This is a genomic window from Kluyvera huaxiensis (genome assembly GCF_040149365.1).
In the GTDB taxonomy this organism is placed as follows: domain Bacteria; phylum Pseudomonadota; class Gammaproteobacteria; order Enterobacterales; family Enterobacteriaceae; genus Kluyvera; species Kluyvera intermedia_A.
Genome location: NZ_JBEFLV010000012.1, coordinates 126,339 through 143,239, shown reverse-complemented (window position 1 = coordinate 143,239; position 16,901 = coordinate 126,339). Strand labels below are relative to the sequence as shown.

Below are 16,901 nucleotides of genomic sequence, written 5' to 3'. Positions count from 1 at the left end.
TCGCGATCGTTCCAGTAGCTGGCGCGCGCATCGTCATTCACATAACGGTCGCCTTTGCGGAGATTCCAGACTTCATCCGCACGCTTAAACGCCGCTTCGGCTTTAGAGACGATTTCCTGCGCCGTGTCCGGCCGCCCGATATCCAGCGCCGCATCCCACATGGATTTAAACGCACGTTTCAGGCTATCCGCAGCCGACTCAATCGAGCCCATGTTGTCACGCAGGCTCTTTGTCTGATCGCGAAAACCATTCGTCGCCGCATCGTTAGCCGCCTGCAGCGCCGCCGCTTCATCCCCGGATCGTTGCAGCTGCGCCACATAGGCAATCTGTTCAGCGGTGACGTTGTGGAATTGCTGTGCCATGGCAATCAGGCCAGAGGTCGGATCGTTCGTCAGTTTCCCGAACGCGGCCGCCACCTTATCGACAGGCACACCCGACGCCTCGGTGAATTTCGCCACCTCCTGGCTCATATCATCGAACCGGGCACCGGCGCGCACGCCAGCGTTAACCAGTTCGGTGAGTGCGCTGCTGGTCTGGTTAAACGTCAGTCCCGCCTGCTCGCCGGACTTCGCCAGCACCAGCATGCGGTTTGAGGTCAGCCCGGCACTGTTACCGGAAAGGACCAGCGTTTTATTGAAGTCGGACAGCGTGGCCGAGCCCTGATACCAGGCATAAATCATTGCCCCGGTAGCGGTTGCCAGCGCACCGACACCGACCATAACCGGCGATATGGAGCCCAGCAGCGCGCGGAAGGTCGGAATGATGCCGCCGAACGAGTCTTTCACCTGACCGCCCTGCTGCAGCAGAATCAGCCATGGGCTCTGCCCCCCGGCCAGCTGCGTGGCAATATCCGTAAACTGCGCGGGCAACATACGCATCGCGGCGTTGTACTGCCCCACCGAAATACCGGCCTTTTTCGCCGCGCTCTCCTGCCGGGTAAACGACTGCTGCACCTTCAGCGCGGAATCATTCGCCGCATCGCCGGTCTGCTTAAACTGCCGTTTAACGTATTCCATCTGTTCGTTGAACTTTGACGAGTTAACATCAAGGTTAACGACCAGGTCACCCACTGCCGTCTGGGCCATAGCGAACGCCTCCTGAAATGCCCTCGGCCTTTGCCATCAGCACATCATCACCGGGTTCATCGTCGGTAATATCCTCCGCTGAAGGTGACAGCAGGCTGAAGCTGGCAGGGGTTGATGTGGTTTTGGGGTCAAGTGCGGTGATGACGATATGCATCAGCGAGGAAAAATGCGCATCCATCTGCACATCATTAAAAAAGTTGTCCTGGTAGAACGTTCGCCAGTCGGCATATTCCGTTGACGACATACCAGCAAGCATGGCGCGCCAGTCCGGCCGGCGAAATTCACGCGCCAGTTTCAGGACGAAGGTCAGCTCACTGGCGAGGACTTTTCCAGACTGACCGGCTCGGTCACTGCGTCATCCTGTGACGGATTGGCTTCTGGTGGCGGCACCATGCCGGACAGCAGTTTCACGCGGTACTCCGCGTCGGCAATAATCTCCAGCGGCCAGGTCATCAGCACCTCCATCTGGATCTGCTCAACATCTTCTTTTGGTGTGTTGTGCGTTCCTTTTAGGGCATGCGCATGCCATAACGACATGGCCACCAGCAGCGCGCCGGAGGTAATCGTCATATTCAGCGCCGCCTGCATGTCTGCATCGGTGACTGTTTCCAGCGCTTTCAGGTGTTCAAGATGCTCAATGCGCTGCAGCGCCGACAGTTCATAGAGCGTGACGGTCACGCCGTTGCGCTCGAACGGTTCTGTTTTTAAAAACATGGGGTACTCCAGGAGGCGGGGCCGAAGCCCCGATTATCAGGAAACGGTGACGCTGCAGGTCGCAACAAACAACCCGTCGTTGGTCATAACAATAATGTCAGCCGAACCGGCTGCAATGCCGGTGACCGTCAGCACCGTATCGGCCACAGACACCGTCACGATCCCGGCATCCGTGGTGGTGGCCCGGAACGATTTATCGCTGGCGCTGGCTGGCGCCACGGTGACATTCAGCGTAGTGGTGGCAGCAACGGCAACGGTGGCGGTCGATTTATCCAGCGTTACGCCAGTGACATTAATCACCGCCGCGGCGCTTTCTTCAGCGAGTCCCGGCTTACCGTTGTTGCTGATTTTGACTGAGCGGGTGATGGTGTCTTTTGCCGTGACGGTTTTACCAAGGCTGCTTACCCAGCCACGGAACACATCGACAGCGCCATTCGGGTATTTGATTTTGTATGCCAGCACGGTACCGTCGTCGAACCAGCGAACCAGATCCTGCTGACCGCTTTCCGCCGGTTTCCAGGCCAGCGTAAAACTGGCCTCACCTGCCGATTTCTGGCCCTGTGCGGTCGCCGTCCAGTCTGCATCCTCATCGTCCAGGTAGGTATCGTCGTTTGATTCGGCGGTCAGTTCGCCAGGCTGTAGGTCTTTAATCTTCGCCAGGCGCGTCCAGTCAGTATCCGATACCGGATTGGCAAACGGGTTACCCGTTCCGGAATAAATCCATAGCGTGGTGGTGGCGCCCTTTACCGGCGCCAGTGGGTTTGGTGTAGTCATTGCGTCCTCACATAATGTAGCTGATGGAATAACTGAGATCGGCAGATCCCCATGTCATAGCCTCTTCATCGCGTTGATAGTCATAACCCTGAGCCGCTATCAATTCGAGAAGGTCTGCCAGTTCGGGAACATCGGCCATCGCCGGATAGATGCGGTCCTCCATCCAGGAATCCAGAACACTGTCTGTAGCCGTGGCTTTCAGAAACACCTCAACATGCAGCACGGCTGTCCACATATCTTCATCAACACTTTCATCCGATGCGCGTGCGTCAGAAAGATAAACCGCGACCGCCGGTAGATCCTGCTCATCCAGAAATCCCGGACGCCCGTCGAACCATGTCACCGGATCCGAAATGTTGCGCTGCAGTGCTGTGAGTACAGCTTTACGGATATCACTGTTTTTCATCGTTTAAGGATCAGCCTCAGTTGGTTAGCCAGATTCTGCCGCATTATTTGGGGCATCCTTTCATCCATGAGTTTTGGCACTTCGGCCCGGAATGTTTCGGTCAGGGGGATGGCCAGTGGAATGCTTACCACTTCAATCGGGTATCGGCTCTTCGTGGTACGGCGTAATACATGCCAGCGCCCGTTCGCCAGTTGCTGAATAAAAGCCCCAGGGAAACGAAAGGTGCCGACACGCAGCTCACTGTTCGCCCCCGACTTATCCCGCTTTCGTCGTGATAGCCGCATACTGGATGGCCCCAGTTTGATAGCGGGAAGATTACCGCGGTTAATACGGATCAGCGCACGCGGCTTGCCCACTGTCGCCCTTCGTACCCGCGCACGCTGTTTCACCAGTTTGCGAGGCACGCGAGTGGACTTTGAGACAGCTGATACGCTGCGATTAACTGCCTGTGTGGCGATGCGGTTTACCGTTTGAGCAGAAGCCCGCGGAACGGCTTTTTGACTGATACTGTTAAGGTTCGCAATGGCCTGTTCCAGCCCCTTAATCGACATATTCCCTCCCGCTTACTCAATAAAGATGCGCGGCTTGCCGTTAAAGCGTTCGTGGCGGGTCAGAATGAATTCCTCCCCCTCAAAAATCACCACATCAGAACGTTTTGGCCGATAGCCAGCAGTGAACACCACCAGAGAACGCCCTGTTCCGGTCATCGGCCCCATCTCTTCCAGAAACTCAGCCGGTATAACAATCATGGGCTCACCATTGATGATCGCTGGTTTGCCCATCTTGTTGACCGTGGCCGCATCCATGCGGCTGGCAAGTTTGTCAAAAGGATTAGGCATTGATTTTCACGGCTACGGTAGATGACCCAGCAGCAGCGTCCTCCCACGCAACCCCAGCCGGATCGGCGTCAGTCGCATCGAGCTGCACTACACCATCTTTGATATGAACCTGCTCACCAATGGTAATGGCGTCGGCAGACAGCTTAGGCAGAAGGAAAACCCCTTCGGCAAAACCATCGCCCACCAGGCCTGCCTCAATATCCGTGATGGCCACAGCCACCACTTTCCCCACCAGCACCGGCGAGCCGCTCAGGATCGCAGTGTTACCCGCATTGGCAATCACAATGGTTTTGCCCGGTTGTACAAAATTCTTCGCCATAAAATCAGTCTCCATCCGGCCCCTGATGGGGCCGAATTCAGATATAAAAAAAGCCCTGATGGGCTGTAGAGTTACTGCTTAGTTGAAGGGGATTATTTCCCGGTTGATTTCGCCAGACCGCGGTAATCCAGAGGGGAAACGCCAGCATCAATGCGCACTTTGGTCGCGATACCATCGGTTGAGAAACCTTCCTGCTGGTCGATATACGGAGTATCCACGCCATTCAGGTAAGCCACTTCGATAGTGTCAGAGCCTTTCGCAGCAGCCAGATACCAGGCATTGCTGTCTTTAGCATCCAGACGCGGCTCTGCGATGACCTCAGCAAAGTTCTGAATCGGGTTATTAATGCCGGAGTTGATATCTGCACCTTTCACACTGGCGGACTTGATCGTCTGGTTCGCCAGGGTTTCGAGTGCCACCGGCACCAGCATATAAGCCGGGCGAATGTTCAGGAAACGTTCACCCTCTTTCTGCAAGCGCATCATCTTGCGCGCGTCATCAAGGCTGCCCACAGAAATGGCACCCGCAGACAGGTTGGCGTGATCCGCGTGGAACAGCGCCTTACCATCTGACAATTTAACGTTATCGGTCAGGACGGCATAGACCAGATCGCCGATCGTCCCTTTTGCCGCACGGCCCATTTTCATTGGCACGTCCGTCAGCTGGTTCATATCGTCGTTGATAATCGCCTGGCGGGTAATGGAGAAAATTTCCCCATAAGTGGCCAGCGCGATGCTTTCACCTTTATCTTTGGTGGTCACATGCTTATATTCAGCACCTTCGCGAACCTGACGCAGAGATGGGAAGCCACCCAGGCCGACACGATGCGCTGTTTTAAAGTCAGACAACTGGCCTTTTTTGGTCCACTGTTCGAAGGTTTCTGCCGCCTCTTCCCAGCCCTGCAGCAGCGCTTTATTAGCAACGTCCAGCAGGATATTACCGAAGTCCGACGTACTGTGTGTCAGCGCCATGCCGACCATCTGCATCGGGTTATAGCTGGAAACGCCAATGCCGCGCTCAGTCAGTGCCATACGGGCATATTCGCGCAGCGTCATACCGTTGTAGACGTTGTCACGCTCCATGCTTTCGAATCCTGCGCGTGCCATCAGTGCCTGGCGAACACCATCACCCACAAAGTTACCGTTACCGGCGTAAATGTGCGCATCGGTGGTTTTATTCGACGGCGTGGCGGTTTTACCCAGCGCTGCCAGCAAATCATCCTTTGCCTGCGCAACCGTGCACTCCGGGTTCGCGATGCATTTATTCAGCAGTTCCTGATGCTTGCCACCGAACATTGCAAAGAGATCGTTAATCGCGTTAACGCGGTTCTTTTGCTCGGTAAGCACCTGAGCGCGGATAGTCGCTTCATCTGCACCGGTCGCGGGTACTGTAACCGTTGCCTGCGGTTGTGGCTGCTGCGGTTCGCGCTGAGTCGTATTGCGCGGAGGGGTGATCATATTACGAATGCTGTTTGGCATCTTTTCAAAGTCCTCGATACGTTTTGATTGAATACAGGCCATCGCCTGCAGAGAGGTTGTGACCTGATCGGCAAAGCCATGCGCTAAACATTCTTTACCATCCATCCAGGTTTCATCTTCCAGCATGGCGGCAACTTCCTCGGTCGTTTTCCCGGTTTTCTCCGCGTATGCCGGGATCAGGACTGACTCGACCTTATCCAGCAGATCGGCATAATCCCGCATGTCGTTGGCATCTCCACCCGCAAACCCCCATGGCTTGTGGATCATCATCATCGTGTTTTCCGGCATGATGACCGGGTTACCAACCATCGCAATCACCGAAGCCATTGACGCAGCCAGTCCATCGATGTGAACGGTGATCGCTGCGCCGTGATGCTTAAGGGCATTAAAAATGGCGATGCCGTCAAAGACATCGCCACCGGGCGAATTGATATGAAGGTTAATATGGGTCACGTCGCCCAGCGCTTTCAGGTCATTCACGAACTGGCGCGCCGTTACCCCCCAGTAGCCAATCTCGTCGTAGATATAAATATCCGCTTCGTTATCGGCGCTGGCCTTCATGCGGAACCAGGAATTACTTTTTGCGCTGGCTCTCGGACGACGTTGCGCCCGGTTCTTTGGCTTCGGCACTGGTGCCTCCTTTGTCGTTAGCAGGGTCGGTGTCAAACACCAGGCCCATCTCTTTATTTTCGTCGATCTCTGCCTTACGGCGCGCTTTCACATCATTCGGATTGCGTCCGCTGGCGCGTACCCAGTCTGATTCAGTCGCAGCACCACCACGGATTTGTGCTTTCCAGGCATTAGCCTCTTTAACCGGGTCAATCCACGGCATTACAGGGCCGGAATACACCGCCGAGTAAAGCGACTCCATATCCAGACCGCGGGGCAATTTAATCTCACCAGCGGCCACCGCCATTTTCAGCCAGGCGCGGTACATTGGCCGGGTCACAGCGCCGATGAACCAGTCCTGCAAAATGAGATAACCGTCAGTGGATTCCACCAACTCCTGTCGCTGTGCGCTGTAGGTGCCGTTGTAGTTTCGGGACGTACTTGAAAAGCTGAGGCGGCTGCCAGCGGCGACGGCTCGCAGCTGCCCGTTGCGGAAGGTTTCAAGGTTCGGATTCGGCCTGTCAGACTTCACCATGCCAATTTCTTCACCCGCTTTAAGATCGTCATAGATAATGCCAGGCTGAATCATCATTTCCCGGTCGTCATCTTTGTCGGTCTCATCATAACTTTGCCCATCACCCTTTTTGATGTACATACCGAGCGCCGCGGCAATACGTGCAGCAGTGAGTTCTGCATCTTCATATTCTTTCAGCGCGCTGAGGCGCATCAGAACACCGGAAAGCATCGACACACCACGGGTCTGGTGCAGACGGCGGACAAATTTAAGATGCAGCATGTTTTCCGCATCGACGTCTTTCGTATCAAACTGACGGCCTGAAACAGGCAGACTTTTATAAACCTGAAATTTCTTTGGTCTGCCCCAGTTATCGACATAAACCCCCTGATTAAGCTGGCGCGCCGCATCGCTGGTCATCGGGATAAAGTCAGGCTCGAGTGCTTCAAGCCAGAAAGGAACGCCGGCAGCGGGCGTAAGTCCATTTCCCGTACCGCTGACTATCTGCGCGAATACTTCTCCATCACGCAGCCAGGTACGCAGCATCAGACGTTCAAGCATTGGCCGGGTAAACTGGTTGGTGACCTCCGGACGGACAGACCATTCAGACCACTTACTGCGGATCTGGTCAGCCAGATTTTTGGCGATCTTCCCGCTCGTAAGTTTCGGATGTGGTTCGACGATAATTCCGGCCTTTCCCACCACCCGCTCTTCAAGCTTGTCAAACACCCCAATCACCAAATCGTGGTTGTTATCAAGCCACCGGGCCTGCTCTCGTAATGAAACCGCACCCATATTGCTGAGCTGGTCAGCGGAACGATTCTCACGACGCCCTTTATGCGTTCGGGTTGGGGTAACGGCTTCATATGCCCTGATTTTCGCGCGTTCCTGCAAGCGAGCCGCTTTCCAGCCAGGGGAGAAAACACCAATCGCATCATCTAACAGGCTCATGAAAACCTCGCCAGTCGGTAGCCGGGTCGCCCCCGGCGCTGCGCAATCAGGGAAGAAAGACGCCGCTCCCATTCCTGCCGCCCTTTGCGGATCTCGGAAAGGTTCTCCATCGTCATTTCCTGCCCATTGAAACGGATGGTTTTGCCGTCCAGCACCGCCATCTCGGCTTCGGTATATCGCTGGATCATGGTTTCAATATCGACACGGTTCACAACCATCCTCCTGAAGTGGTCCAAGGGTTAGCATCATCGGTTACGGTTTTCTTCCGCTTCCTGGTTTTTGTGGGGGCTGGTTCTGGCGCCGTGGATGCCGCTTCGCCAGCTTCCGCCGGCGCGTTCTCCAGCCACGTTTCCCGCCGCGCCCACTCAGGAGAATCGGGCCATTTAATTTTCTCGTAGCCGTGGAGGATGGCGAGCGCATCTGCATAGACCAGAAGGTCAAACGCTTCGTTTGCACCACGTCCCGGCTTACTCCATTTGCCATCGGTCGATCGCTCCTCATAGGTCAATTCATCGTAAAACCAGCTGCCAAGCCATTCCGGAAAATGCACATAGCCGGGACCGGGTGAATCACGCCACAACGCATTGTTCACACGGTCTTTGAGGGAATCCGTCTGGAGCAGGTAAAGCGGTACATCACCGGAGGCCTGTGCCCGGCGGCTTGAGCGACCGGTGTTATCCGGAAAGGTTCTGGAGATAAGCTTTGACCGTCGGACACTGTCACCTTTGAAGAGATAAATCTGCTTACCTAACCCCTCGCGGCGGCATCTGCGCCAGAATTTATAGGCGTTATCGGTCACGCCATCTTCCCCGCCGGAGTCCACGGCCATCGCCATCAGGCGCATGCACCGGTTCGGGTCCGAAGCCAGTGGCCAGCCTTTGTTAAACACATCGGTCAGTAACAAATCCCAGTCCTCGGGATAACTGGCCGGGTCAATTTGCTGGCTCTCGCCATTGCCGTCGTAGCGCATCGACTGCCGGATGTTGTAGCGGTCCACCAGCCAGCGTTCTCCCATGCTCCCGTAACCTGTAACCTGGACAACAAAGCGCCGGTTACGCCCCGCCTGCACATCGACCGTCGCCATAAGAAAACAAACGCCGTCCGGCACAGAGCGTTTTGGCACATCCTCGGCACGCTGCTCGAGCAACTCACTTTTACGCTGCTCCATGCTGGAGCGGGGAAGATACGGACGGCCAAAGTCAGTATTGATTACCGTCTTTAGCGCTTCCTCGCTGCCAGTGGCCTGATAGTCCTGCTCGGCGGTTAGAAATTTGTAGATGAGCTGCGCCCAGGTCTGGTACGCGGCGGCGGGTCCCTCCATCCAGAATGAGGCGATGCGCGAGCGCCGCCCTTCTCCCGTAATAACACCATCGCTATCAATGGATTGCCCGTCGCGTAACCACACTCCTTTCATATTCAGCGATCGCTTCATATCGGGGAGAATGTGTTCCTGACAGGCTGGGCATTGCAGATAGGCTTTCTCGCTGGCCTCAACGGGATCCGTGATATCGCGATAACCGGCCATATTGTCCATTTCAGGCTGGAAGTATTCGCCGCAATGAGGGCACGGCCAGTAAAGACGTCGACGATCGCCACGGTTGTACAGCGCCAGAATCCCGGTTGAGGGCGGCGCTTCATGTGGAGAACTACGCCGCCATTTCGTATCGCGTACATCGCGTCCCGGAGAACTCTCGACCAGCGTCATCCCGGACGACATGAAGGTTGTCGTTCGCTTTGATGCCAGTGAAAAGGCATCACCTTCCCCGTCGATATCTTCCGGGAAGCGGTCATAATCGGTTAGTGCCACGCACTTATAGTCTGATGAGGACATGATATTGACCGATGGCCAGCCAATTTTCAGATAGTTACCGGCGCGGAATGTGCGGTCGTAGACGTTGTTATCATTACGCCGTGGGCTCAGTCGGGTTTTCACTTCCGGGCTGCAGCGAAATGTACGATCAAGACGCTTTTTCGAGTGTTCGCGCGCCTTTTCCTCTGTCATCTGGATCAGCAGCATATCCGCCGGGTCACAGACAACGTTATAGACAATCCACCCATCAATCAGGCCGATGGTTTTACCGGTTCGCGCCGGACCAACAAACACCACCGCATCATATTCACGCGATGCCAGGCAGTTCATTGGCTCAATGACATAAGGTGCCAGATCCGGATCCCACGGAACGGAGTTTCCCGCTCCCATTGGCACGCGCATATAAGTGCTGACCGCATCGGCCACCTGCATACGACGCGGGGCACGTAAAATACCGGAAACATCGCGGCGGATGCCCCTGGCGGATGCCCGCTTTGCCATCAGTCCTCCTCTGGCTCTTCCTCCTCTGTTTCAGCGTCCTGCACTCTCTCCGCCATCTGGTCGCGTAGATCATCGATAACGCTTTGCACGCGAGAAACAGCTGCAGGCGTTAATGCACAGTCGCGCTCAAGTACATCGGGGAGAGTTTCAAGCACCATGACGACGGCTTTCGCCATCAATGAGAATTCACGCGCCACCTCATCTGCCGGAATTAGCTGGCCGGTGTCCTGTTCGAACTTCAACCTCTCGTTTTCCGCTTTCCAGTGAGAAAGCCTGTCCGATGGTGGCAAGTCGTCAACATTGGCTGACACGGTGGGGATCATCAGCTCGGCCAGAATATCGGTGACCAGATAAAGCTTTAATTTGCTGTTGCTGCCCGGCGCTGGTTCGATATTTTTTAGCCTGGTGGCGACCGTCTGACGGTGTACACCGGTAATCCCCGCCAGCTGGTTAATATTCAGTTTTAAAGCGGCAATTTCCTGGTCCATGATGGTGAACACTTTTTAAACGATTCGACATCTGCACGAAATCGCCTCTAATGAGATCAATAACCTGCGCGAATGATGATGATGACCTTAGATCCGAAAAACTAGCCGTTTTCCGCGCGCCAGCCGCCCCGTGGCAGGACACCTCGCCGGGAGGACCCACAAAATGCGAATGGTTATCACCCGCGCTTGGTGGTTTGCCAGATGACTCCCCCGGGCCTGCAGCTGAGCCTGATACTCTCTTCAATGCTTTTATCCATAATCTTTCGCAGGTCCGACATCGCTATCTCTTTCGAATCTGCTGAGACCGCCCCCGCCTTTCGTTCACGGAGTCTTACCCAAAGCATGCAGGCGTTGAGCGTTATCGAGATGGCCAGCAGCATAAGAAAGGCTGCAGGGTATGCGTAAAACATAATCGGGAGATTGCACATACGATTGTCCTCCAGTAATGAATTATCGCAGGCACTCAGTGAATGCCTGCTGTAATGCCATTAGTCATCGAGCTGTAAGACACCGTGATCCAGTGAATCTGAATAAGCGAGCAGCCCTTTGTATTCTGGGATAATCTCGCCATCATCAGCTTCAAATTCCGGAATTGTCCCGGTAGTAATGGTGTATTGAGGTTGGCCGTCTTCTTTCGCGAATATTGCCAGTTCTTCAATCTGTTTTGCCGTAAGAACTACAGTCATGCTCATTCCTCGCTTGGTAAAAAGCCCCGCTATTGCGAGGCTATAGGGTTATTATTGGACTCTCTTACTGAGTCATAGATCCGCTCACACGTCATCCCTGCCCGGTAGCTCTCGTCAGCTCGTCCAGCATAATATCGAGCTTCTTCTGCAAGGCTTCCGAGCATGTCGGCGAGCATTGCGGCATCGGCTCCAGCTGTTTTGCTTCTGACGGCAGCGGCAAGATCTGCGGTATGCTTTGCGGCGTCCAGGCGGGTAGCGAGCTTTCTGGCTTGCTGTTGCAGCTGGCTAACAGTGGTAGCCAGGCCAGCAGAAGTAACGGCAGCACGCGCTGCTTTAGCTTGAGCATCTTTCACAGCCTCATCACGGGCAACTGTCCGCCCTTGTTCAATCATGCGAGCAGCGGTCTGTGCGTTCGCTTCCTGTGAAGATTCCGCGCTATCCCGGTCAGCCCACTTTATTTTCCAGCTGCGGTTCGTCCACTCACTACCAGCAAGGAATGCACCAGACAATGCGACAACCACGATGATGCAGATGCTGGTGGACTTCACTGATCTATCCCCCAGCACGTCAGCGCGCTTTCCTGGTCCCGTCGCTCTACTTGTCCATAACAGCCATTCTTCTGGCCTTTTGTCAGTCGGCAATCACGTCCACCGTCTTTAATCCACCAGCGGATAGCTTCACAGGCGCCTTTCGTATCGCCAGCGTTCATGCGCTTATAGAACGTTGACGGGTAGCATTTGCCAGGCCCGATGTTGTAAGGGCAGAACGACGCAATGCCGACCTTCTGCGGTTCAGTCAGCGGTACCTTGATATTGCGGTCAACCCACGCCAGTGCCTTGTTACGCTCGATGGCGTTAACCGTCTTACATTGCGCTTCTGTGGCGGTTTGACCCTTCACGACTCGCTTACCGTCGATGACTGTGACGCCGTGGCATAGCGACCAGATGCCACCGGGATCGACAACCACCACCAGCGCACCGGCCGGCAGGTGCATCATGTGCTGTTCAAGCGCTCGTTTCAAAACGTCGGCGCGCTGGTGTGTCGTTATTGCAATACCGATCCGCGATGAAATGATGCTGGCAGGCGCATACGGGACACCATCAATAGTGACCTGCATAATTTTCCTCTGGGAAGTTTATTAATTATCTTACTCGTAATAATGGATGGTCTGACGATAGCAATGGATGATGTTGATAGTTAATCACTAGGGAAGTAGAACAAATCTAAGTTAAACTACTGGTCTGATATGTATAAATTAATGATACATGTCATTATTTTTGCGAACCAAACCAACAATAAGGTCATTTATGAAAAAGTTAATTATGGTAGCTCTGGTTGCCGCAGCTGTTTCTGGCTGCGCTCAACAATCATTTTCAGTAAACAAAGGCATAACGACTACGCCACAGCAAGTTACGACACATCATTTCTTCGTTAGCGGGATTGGTCAATCCAAGCAAATTGATGCTGCTCAGGTTTGCGGTGGTGCTGATAAAGTTGTTCGTACTGAAGTTCAACAGACTTTTGTGAATGGGTTGCTGGGATTTGTCACCTTCGGCATCTACACCCCTCGTGAAGCACGCGTCTATTGCGCGAAGTAATATTTCATAGCAATTGAAACTGATAATCCTCTAGCCCCCTAACAGGGGCTTTTTTACATCTGGTTGATAAAACAATTATCAAGCCCACCAGCAGGTGAGCTTTGTAATGGCTAACAGTCGGCATCTAGACGCGCTACAGCGCGACAGGCCCACATGCAGGCTTCCTGCATTTTGGTGCGCGCAATGGCGAGACAGCGGGCAGCTTCGTGTGCTTCAGTTGAGTGGTTGCCGGTAGCAGATAACTCATCGTTGACATGCTCACGTTCTGTATCAAGTAAATTACAGAAGTGTCGGCTGACACCCTTCAGGCGATTCATGCGCTCAATATCACCAGGCGTTAAGGTTCGATAGCCTTTAACGGTGGTGCCGTCCTGCGGTTTAGCTTCGCTCATCGGTTTCTCTCTTTTGGGTGGGTATGGAAAAATACCCGCTATTGAATGTGAACACAGCAGCATGCTTCACTCCTGTTTCTGGCAGTTCGCCTGCCACGCTTTGTTATGCGTCAGGATGTCTTTCTTAGTCTGCTTATCCATAACGGCAATATCGTTGTCAGTAAGATAGATGGGCTTAACCCAATCGCACGCGGTATCAACGACTACCGGGGCGGGTCCAGTTGTTGCGCAGCTCACGATCAACATCGTCGCCAGGCATATGGTTAACAGTCTGCTGTACATTGCTGGCCTCTTTTGTTGCTTCTACCCGGCGTTCGGCAACCGCTTCAGCGGCGGTGGCACGTTCTTCAGTACGCTGCTGATCGGCTTTTGCTTCCGCTTTGCTGGTACCACGAATGTGACCAATACCAAAACCACCAGCAGCAGCTACGCATATCGCACCAATGACCCCGATGATGATTTCAACAATACTCATGCCAGCACCACTTTTGCTTTCTCAAAGCGAGCACGGCGATCAGTGATGCCGTTTTGCCCGCCGTTAATAATCTGTGTAACTCGAACCAGGTCACCGGTATAGTTCAGACAGCCACTAGAGCCATAGAACCACGCAGCGGAACGAGCAGCGTTAATATCATCTTCCAGTTGCGAGGGGTTCCCGACCAAATCCAGTTTTAAGGCGATACCGCACTTGGTGTAATTCTCACGCCCGGTAATCTGAATCAGTCCACGCCCACGGAACAGCCAACCATCACCAGACTCTTTGTTACCCATGCGACCGCCATAGACCAGATTGGCAATCTGTGGCTGGTGGGCCACCTGCTGACCATCAACACGCCCCAGCATCTCGCACTGGTACGCCGTAAGGCGGTTGCCAAACGTTGCTTTTAATCCTGCTACCGTGTAATTGAAGCTCTCAATAACACGGGTAAACCCTGCTGATTCATGCCCACATTGCGCAATAAACATCGCCTGGTCTAACGGCTTGGTGATACCACGCTCTTTCATCGCATCCTTGATAGGCTGAAACCAGCGCGCAGCTAATTCGGCGCTAATACCAGCCGCCTGTTGAAATTGTGATTGGTTCATTAGTGCCTCAGGTAATCAATCAGACGCGCAACGTTTCCACGAGCCCAGACAACAGCAGCGCAAATAAGAACGTTGACCAGCACCACAACCCAGTGGGACTCCTGATACAGGCCAAACAGATAACGGAATGGGACGCTGGCATACACAAGGACAGAAAAGTAAGCCACCAGCGATATTAACGGGCGATGTCTTGCCCCTTCACGTTGGTAGAACATCAGGAACACAACAATCACCGCGCAAATTACAGCGTTCACCGCTGCGCTTGGGTCACTTGTTACCATTATTGGTCCCTCCTCCCCGTATGCGGGAAAGCATACCGAATAGATTTCCCAGTTCCTGGTTGTTGATGAACGTGAGGAGCTTGATAGCTAGTGCGGCAACCGCCACCGCGCCGAGCGCATCCAGAGGGCGATCACTGTATCCCGTCCACTTAGCAAGATAGGACCCCACCAGGCCAGCACCGAGAACGCCAACAATGAACGATGTCACGAAATAGCCCACCAGCTTCAGCCGGGTAATGTTTGCTGCTGTCGCTACGTAAAAAACAGCACCTGCGAAAGCGCCAAACACCACGCCGTAATCAATACCGGTTGCGAAACCAAAAACGCTAGCTCCCATAAGGCCGCCACCCGCAATCGTAGTGCCAGAAACAGGATCGGACATTTAGCCCCCTCTTATTGCTGTGAGTCCTCTCAGAACGAGGGGAATAAAAAAAGGCCGCATAAGCGACCTTCGACAATAGGTTGTTGGTGTTTTTATATCCAGCGCTTCATCAATTCCGGCTGTACCTTCTGAAGCACTTCTTGCGGTGATGAGGCCTCAATAATTTCTGAGAATACACATCCACTATCATTGAGCCTATGCTTAGACCTAGCCATTTTAGCGCTATCTCTATCAAGATACTCTTCTGAAACAACAAGATGCTTCTCAACTTCCAAGCCTTCCTCTTTATGCTGGTAAACGTAATAAAATCCCATGAGTCCCCCTTTCAGTTAGGTGCCTGTTAGGAGTATCACCATAAAGCAAAAAACCCCGCCTAAGCGAGGTTTTCAATGTCTTAAGTTCGTGTCTAAGTGACCACTCTTAACACAGTAATCAAGAAAATGCGGACCGCGTTAGTGATTTTTATCGATTTTTACATTATTTTCTTGCTACACAGCTAAAAACATTAAGAAAAGCAGGCGTTGCCTAACCTCGTGGTAACAGTTGGCTTAGAATGAGGAAATACCTTTGGATAAGTTTGATGAGATTCATGTGGACATTGAATCTGAGCAGCAAGCCTTCGATTTGCTTGAAAGTTATCTCGACGGTTATGGTTTACCAGACAGTTTAAGCTTTAACGGATGGCCAAATCTTACCATCAGATTAACAGGTGAAAAATTCAACAGATCACTTACGCCTTCAGTAATGAAGGGATTTGTTGAAATGCAGGCCCAAATCAACAAATCGTATGCGCTTGCTAAGTACGGTGTCCCTGACGTCCGCAGACTAACCAAAGAAGAACTTGACGCCCTTGAAATTGAAGTTACGGTAGAGCAGGGTTCTTCAATCGTTGAAATTAACATTGATGGTTTTTTAACAAAACTTACACAGGAACTTGTTGGTAAAATGAACGCAACTGAGATCATGTTTACTGTTCTCGGCGCAGCAGTCATCTGGGGCGGAGTAACAGTATTTAAACGGTTCTTAGATAACCGTAAAGATACTCGCCTTGCAGAAATTGCTAAGGATGGAGAGAAAGAACATCTCCGTACAATGCAGATCATGAGCGAGCAAGAAACTAAACGCCTGCGGGTCATTTCGGAGATGGTGGCGGAAAAACCACTTCTCGATAACATGGACCGTATGTCGTATGACGCTAAAACACAGATGGTTAAATCGTTTGTGCGCTCAGATAGTGCACAAATTGATGGCGTGACTATTGATTCGGAAATGGCGAAAGAGTTGGTCACGAATGCTCGCAGACGCTCATCTGAAATGCGAATTGATGGTGTTTACCGAATTGAAGAAGTTAATAACACCGATCCAGAAAGCTTCAAAGTTAAAGTTCGCCGTGTAGATACCGACCAACGCCTAACCTGTGTGGTTCAAGATGTGTTCCTTGATGAGTCAGGAAATAAAGAAGCGTTGCAGCGTGCTGAGTGGGAAAGAAAACCTGTTCATCTAAGCATTAACGCTAAGCACGTCGACGGTGATATTAAATCAGCAGTGATTCTCTATGTGAGAGATGTGGAGAAAAAGCCCGATTAATCGGGCTTCGAAAATCAGTTTTTGACTTCAGGGTCCATCTCTAAACGAACATCCAGCATCGAGAGGCAACCGTCGATAAATCCCTCGGCCATCTGCATCTCGATGCGTATTAATTTTTCATCCTTCTTTCGCGCCTTAGCCAACTTCCGTTTAGGTATTCCATATAGATAATGAGCAACAATAAGTGAATGCTCATATGGTTTACGGCTCTTCAGTCGCGCCAAACATCCTTCAATAATAAGAGCGTCATTATCTGTGCAAGATAGGCGGCTTTTGCTGGTTTGGGGTAAAAGCCCTTTGAATCCTGCTGCAATCGGAGAGTAATCGACACCAGAACTATCACCTGATGCCCACCCACCCCATCGTTCTAACACCATCTGAATATCGCGCATGTTATCTCC

At 52.9% G+C, this 16,901-nt stretch carries 26 protein-coding genes; 2 read left to right on the top strand and 24 right to left on the bottom strand.

The features are described from left to right. The 16 genes from ABOC97_RS14290 to ABOC97_RS14215 all read right to left on the bottom strand — a co-directional run. The coding region (locus ABOC97_RS14290) for a phage tail length tape measure family protein (RefSeq protein ID WP_349598773.1) at positions 1 to 1,085 on the bottom strand (1,085 nt) is incomplete at its 3' end. Continuing rightward, a complete protein-coding gene (locus tag ABOC97_RS14285; RefSeq protein WP_061279028.1) occupies positions 1,063 to 1,341 on the bottom strand; it encodes a phage tail assembly protein T in 279 nt (92 codons plus the stop codon). The genes ABOC97_RS14285 and ABOC97_RS14290, both read right to left, overlap by 23 nt. Positions 1,342 to 1,391: 50 nt before the next feature. Then, on the bottom strand, positions 1,392 to 1,799 hold the full coding sequence (gene gpG / locus ABOC97_RS14280) for a phage tail assembly chaperone G (RefSeq protein WP_349598769.1): 408 nt from the start codon (positions 1,797 to 1,799) through the stop codon (positions 1,392 to 1,394). A gap of 36 nt (positions 1,800 to 1,835) precedes the next feature. Further along, the gene (locus ABOC97_RS14275; protein ID WP_349598766.1) at positions 1,836 to 2,573 is read right to left on the bottom strand and encodes a phage tail tube protein; all 738 of its coding nucleotides are present in this window, start codon (positions 2,571 to 2,573) and stop codon (positions 1,836 to 1,838) included. A 7-nt stretch (positions 2,574 to 2,580) separates the two neighbouring features. Then, positions 2,581 to 2,979, bottom strand: a complete 399-nt coding sequence (gene gpU, locus ABOC97_RS14270) for a phage tail terminator protein (protein WP_349598763.1) — start codon at positions 2,977 to 2,979, stop codon at positions 2,581 to 2,583. Continuing rightward, complete coding sequence (locus ABOC97_RS14265) at positions 2,976 to 3,530, bottom strand: phage tail protein (RefSeq protein WP_220438771.1); 555 nt, start codon at positions 3,528 to 3,530, stop codon at positions 2,976 to 2,978. Before ABOC97_RS14265 ends, gpU begins: the two co-directional genes overlap by 4 nt. A gap of 12 nt (positions 3,531 to 3,542) precedes the next feature. Then, positions 3,543 to 3,818 carry an ATP-binding protein gene (locus ABOC97_RS14260; protein ID WP_220438769.1) on the bottom strand — a complete coding sequence of 92 codons (276 nt, stop codon included), beginning with the start codon at positions 3,816 to 3,818 and terminating at the stop codon, positions 3,543 to 3,545. Continuing rightward, complete coding sequence (locus ABOC97_RS14255; RefSeq protein ID WP_220438767.1) at positions 3,811 to 4,137, bottom strand: DUF2190 family protein; 327 nt, start codon at positions 4,135 to 4,137, stop codon at positions 3,811 to 3,813. Before ABOC97_RS14255 ends, ABOC97_RS14260 begins: the two co-directional genes overlap by 8 nt. 92 nt (positions 4,138 to 4,229) lie before the next feature. Further along, positions 4,230 to 6,245, bottom strand: coding sequence for a ClpP-like prohead protease/major capsid protein fusion protein (locus ABOC97_RS14250; protein WP_349598758.1), 2,016 nt, complete (start codon positions 6,243 to 6,245; stop codon positions 4,230 to 4,232). Then, on the bottom strand, positions 6,190 to 7,761 hold the full coding sequence (locus tag ABOC97_RS14245; protein ID WP_349598756.1) for a phage portal protein: 1,572 nt from the start codon (positions 7,759 to 7,761) through the stop codon (positions 6,190 to 6,192). The genes ABOC97_RS14250 and ABOC97_RS14245 overlap by 56 nt, the downstream gene beginning before the upstream one ends. Then, positions 7,686 to 7,901: a hypothetical protein gene (locus ABOC97_RS14240; protein ID WP_281549147.1), complete on the bottom strand. Its 216-nt coding sequence runs from the start codon at positions 7,899 to 7,901 to the stop codon at positions 7,686 to 7,688. The genes ABOC97_RS14245 and ABOC97_RS14240 overlap by 76 nt, the downstream gene beginning before the upstream one ends. After that, positions 7,898 to 10,000, bottom strand: coding sequence for a phage terminase large subunit family protein (locus ABOC97_RS14235; protein ID WP_349598753.1), 2,103 nt, complete (start codon positions 9,998 to 10,000; stop codon positions 7,898 to 7,900). Before ABOC97_RS14235 ends, ABOC97_RS14240 begins: the two co-directional genes overlap by 4 nt. Beyond that, a complete protein-coding gene (locus ABOC97_RS14230; RefSeq protein ID WP_270502712.1) occupies positions 10,000 to 10,488 on the bottom strand; it encodes a DUF1441 family protein in 489 nt (162 codons plus the stop codon). Before ABOC97_RS14230 ends, ABOC97_RS14235 begins: the two co-directional genes overlap by 1 nt. A 488-nt stretch (positions 10,489 to 10,976) precedes the next feature. After that, positions 10,977 to 11,174, bottom strand: a complete 198-nt coding sequence (locus ABOC97_RS14225; protein WP_325920153.1) for a hypothetical protein — start codon at positions 11,172 to 11,174, stop codon at positions 10,977 to 10,979. A gap of 29 nt (positions 11,175 to 11,203) precedes the next feature. After that, positions 11,204 to 11,740, bottom strand: a complete 537-nt coding sequence (locus ABOC97_RS14220) for a DUF2514 domain-containing protein (protein ID WP_459253824.1) — start codon at positions 11,738 to 11,740, stop codon at positions 11,204 to 11,206. After that, the gene (locus tag ABOC97_RS14215) at positions 11,719 to 12,291 is read right to left on the bottom strand and encodes a lysozyme (RefSeq protein ID WP_349598746.1); all 573 of its coding nucleotides are present in this window, start codon (positions 12,289 to 12,291) and stop codon (positions 11,719 to 11,721) included. Before ABOC97_RS14215 ends, ABOC97_RS14220 begins: the two co-directional genes overlap by 22 nt. A 190-nt stretch (positions 12,292 to 12,481) precedes the next feature. Here ABOC97_RS14215 and ABOC97_RS14210 point away from each other — a divergent pair, with 190 nt between their 5' ends. Further along, positions 12,482 to 12,772 carry a Bor family protein gene (locus ABOC97_RS14210; protein WP_032671404.1) on the top strand — a complete coding sequence of 97 codons (291 nt, stop codon included), beginning with the start codon at positions 12,482 to 12,484 and terminating at the stop codon, positions 12,770 to 12,772. A gap of 110 nt (positions 12,773 to 12,882) precedes the next feature. On the opposite strand, the gene ABOC97_RS14205 is transcribed toward ABOC97_RS14210, so the two are convergent. The 7 genes from ABOC97_RS14205 to ABOC97_RS14175 all read right to left on the bottom strand — a co-directional run bounded on the left by ABOC97_RS14205 (position 12,883) and on the right by ABOC97_RS14175 (position 15,227). Then, positions 12,883 to 13,164: an Acb2/Tad1 domain-containing protein gene (locus ABOC97_RS14205; protein ID WP_349598743.1), complete on the bottom strand. Its 282-nt coding sequence runs from the start codon at positions 13,162 to 13,164 to the stop codon at positions 12,883 to 12,885. Between the two features lie 66 nt (positions 13,165 to 13,230). Next, entirely contained in the window at positions 13,231 to 13,410 is a 180-nt protein-coding gene (locus ABOC97_RS14200) for a hypothetical protein (protein WP_349598740.1), read from the bottom strand. Further along, positions 13,361 to 13,639 (bottom strand): hypothetical protein, encoded by a 279-nt coding sequence (locus ABOC97_RS14195; RefSeq protein WP_349598738.1) that lies wholly within the window; start codon positions 13,637 to 13,639, stop codon positions 13,361 to 13,363. The genes ABOC97_RS14200 and ABOC97_RS14195 overlap by 50 nt, the downstream gene beginning before the upstream one ends. Beyond that, the gene (locus ABOC97_RS14190; RefSeq protein WP_349598735.1) at positions 13,636 to 14,250 is read right to left on the bottom strand and encodes a glycoside hydrolase family 19 protein; all 615 of its coding nucleotides are present in this window, start codon (positions 14,248 to 14,250) and stop codon (positions 13,636 to 13,638) included. Before ABOC97_RS14190 ends, ABOC97_RS14195 begins: the two co-directional genes overlap by 4 nt. After that, a complete protein-coding gene (locus ABOC97_RS14185; protein ID WP_349598732.1) occupies positions 14,250 to 14,531 on the bottom strand; it encodes a phage holin family protein in 282 nt (93 codons plus the stop codon). Before ABOC97_RS14185 ends, ABOC97_RS14190 begins: the two co-directional genes overlap by 1 nt. Beyond that, a complete protein-coding gene (locus ABOC97_RS14180) occupies positions 14,518 to 14,913 on the bottom strand; it encodes a phage holin family protein (RefSeq protein WP_349598729.1) in 396 nt (131 codons plus the stop codon). Before ABOC97_RS14180 ends, ABOC97_RS14185 begins: the two co-directional genes overlap by 14 nt. A 92-nt stretch (positions 14,914 to 15,005) precedes the next feature. Next, the gene (locus ABOC97_RS14175) at positions 15,006 to 15,227 is read right to left on the bottom strand and encodes a hypothetical protein (RefSeq protein ID WP_349598727.1); all 222 of its coding nucleotides are present in this window, start codon (positions 15,225 to 15,227) and stop codon (positions 15,006 to 15,008) included. A gap of 253 nt (positions 15,228 to 15,480) precedes the next feature. Between ABOC97_RS14175 and ABOC97_RS14170 the strand changes: the two genes are divergently transcribed. Next, positions 15,481 to 16,500, top strand: coding sequence for a hypothetical protein (locus ABOC97_RS14170; RefSeq protein WP_349598724.1), 1,020 nt, complete (start codon positions 15,481 to 15,483; stop codon positions 16,498 to 16,500). Between the two features lie 14 nt (positions 16,501 to 16,514). Here the strand turns inward: ABOC97_RS14170 and ABOC97_RS14165 are convergent, their stop codons facing one another. Then, entirely contained in the window at positions 16,515 to 16,892 is a 378-nt protein-coding gene (locus tag ABOC97_RS14165) for an antiterminator Q family protein (RefSeq protein ID WP_349598721.1), read from the bottom strand. Between the last annotated feature and the right edge of the window lie 9 nt (positions 16,893 to 16,901).

Excerpts from the sequence above, each read along its gene's own strand:
- ABOC97_RS14255 (WP_220438767.1), bottom strand. The coding sequence starts at position 4,137 with ATGGCGAAGAATTTTGTACAACCGGGCAAAACCATTGTGATTGCCAAT.
- ABOC97_RS14200 (WP_349598740.1), bottom strand. The coding sequence starts at position 13,410 with ATGTTGATCGTGAGCTGCGCAACAACTGGACCCGCCCCGGTAGTCGTT.
- ABOC97_RS14285 (WP_061279028.1), bottom strand. The coding sequence starts at position 1,341 with ATGCTTGCTGGTATGTCGTCAACGGAATATGCCGACTGGCGAACGTTC.
- ABOC97_RS14275 (WP_349598766.1), bottom strand. The coding sequence starts at position 2,573 with ATGACTACACCAAACCCACTGGCGCCGGTAAAGGGCGCCACCACCACG.
- ABOC97_RS14185 (WP_349598732.1), bottom strand. The coding sequence starts at position 14,531 with ATGGTAACAAGTGACCCAAGCGCAGCGGTGAACGCTGTAATTTGCGCG.
- ABOC97_RS14205 (WP_349598743.1), bottom strand. The coding sequence starts at position 13,164 with ATGAGCGAAGCTAAACCGCAGGACGGCACCACCGTTAAAGGCTATCGA.
- ABOC97_RS14165 (WP_349598721.1), bottom strand. The coding sequence starts at position 16,892 with ATGCGCGATATTCAGATGGTGTTAGAACGATGGGGTGGGTGGGCATCA.
- ABOC97_RS14175 (WP_349598727.1), bottom strand. The coding sequence starts at position 15,227 with ATGGGATTTTATTACGTTTACCAGCATAAAGAGGAAGGCTTGGAAGTT.
- gpG (WP_349598769.1), bottom strand. The coding sequence starts at position 1,799 with ATGTTTTTAAAAACAGAACCGTTCGAGCGCAACGGCGTGACCGTCACG.
- gpU (WP_349598763.1), bottom strand. The coding sequence starts at position 2,979 with ATGAAAAACAGTGATATCCGTAAAGCTGTACTCACAGCACTGCAGCGC.
- ABOC97_RS14225 (WP_325920153.1), bottom strand. The coding sequence starts at position 11,174 with ATGACTGTAGTTCTTACGGCAAAACAGATTGAAGAACTGGCAATATTC.
- ABOC97_RS14245 (WP_349598756.1), bottom strand. The coding sequence starts at position 7,761 with ATGGGAGCGGCGTCTTTCTTCCCTGATTGCGCAGCGCCGGGGGCGACC.
- ABOC97_RS14180 (WP_349598729.1), bottom strand. The coding sequence starts at position 14,913 with ATGTCCGATCCTGTTTCTGGCACTACGATTGCGGGTGGCGGCCTTATG.
- ABOC97_RS14210 (WP_032671404.1), top strand. The coding sequence starts at position 12,482 with ATGAAAAAGTTAATTATGGTAGCTCTGGTTGCCGCAGCTGTTTCTGGC.
- ABOC97_RS14260 (WP_220438769.1), bottom strand. The coding sequence starts at position 3,818 with ATGCCTAATCCTTTTGACAAACTTGCCAGCCGCATGGATGCGGCCACG.
- ABOC97_RS14235 (WP_349598753.1), bottom strand. The coding sequence starts at position 10,000 with ATGGCAAAGCGGGCATCCGCCAGGGGCATCCGCCGCGATGTTTCCGGT.
- ABOC97_RS14215 (WP_349598746.1), bottom strand. The coding sequence starts at position 12,291 with ATGCAGGTCACTATTGATGGTGTCCCGTATGCGCCTGCCAGCATCATT.
- ABOC97_RS14230 (WP_270502712.1), bottom strand. The coding sequence starts at position 10,488 with ATGGACCAGGAAATTGCCGCTTTAAAACTGAATATTAACCAGCTGGCG.
- ABOC97_RS14265 (WP_220438771.1), bottom strand. The coding sequence starts at position 3,530 with ATGTCGATTAAGGGGCTGGAACAGGCCATTGCGAACCTTAACAGTATC.
- ABOC97_RS14190 (WP_349598735.1), bottom strand. The coding sequence starts at position 14,250 with ATGAACCAATCACAATTTCAACAGGCGGCTGGTATTAGCGCCGAATTA.
- ABOC97_RS14195 (WP_349598738.1), bottom strand. The coding sequence starts at position 13,639 with ATGAGTATTGTTGAAATCATCATCGGGGTCATTGGTGCGATATGCGTA.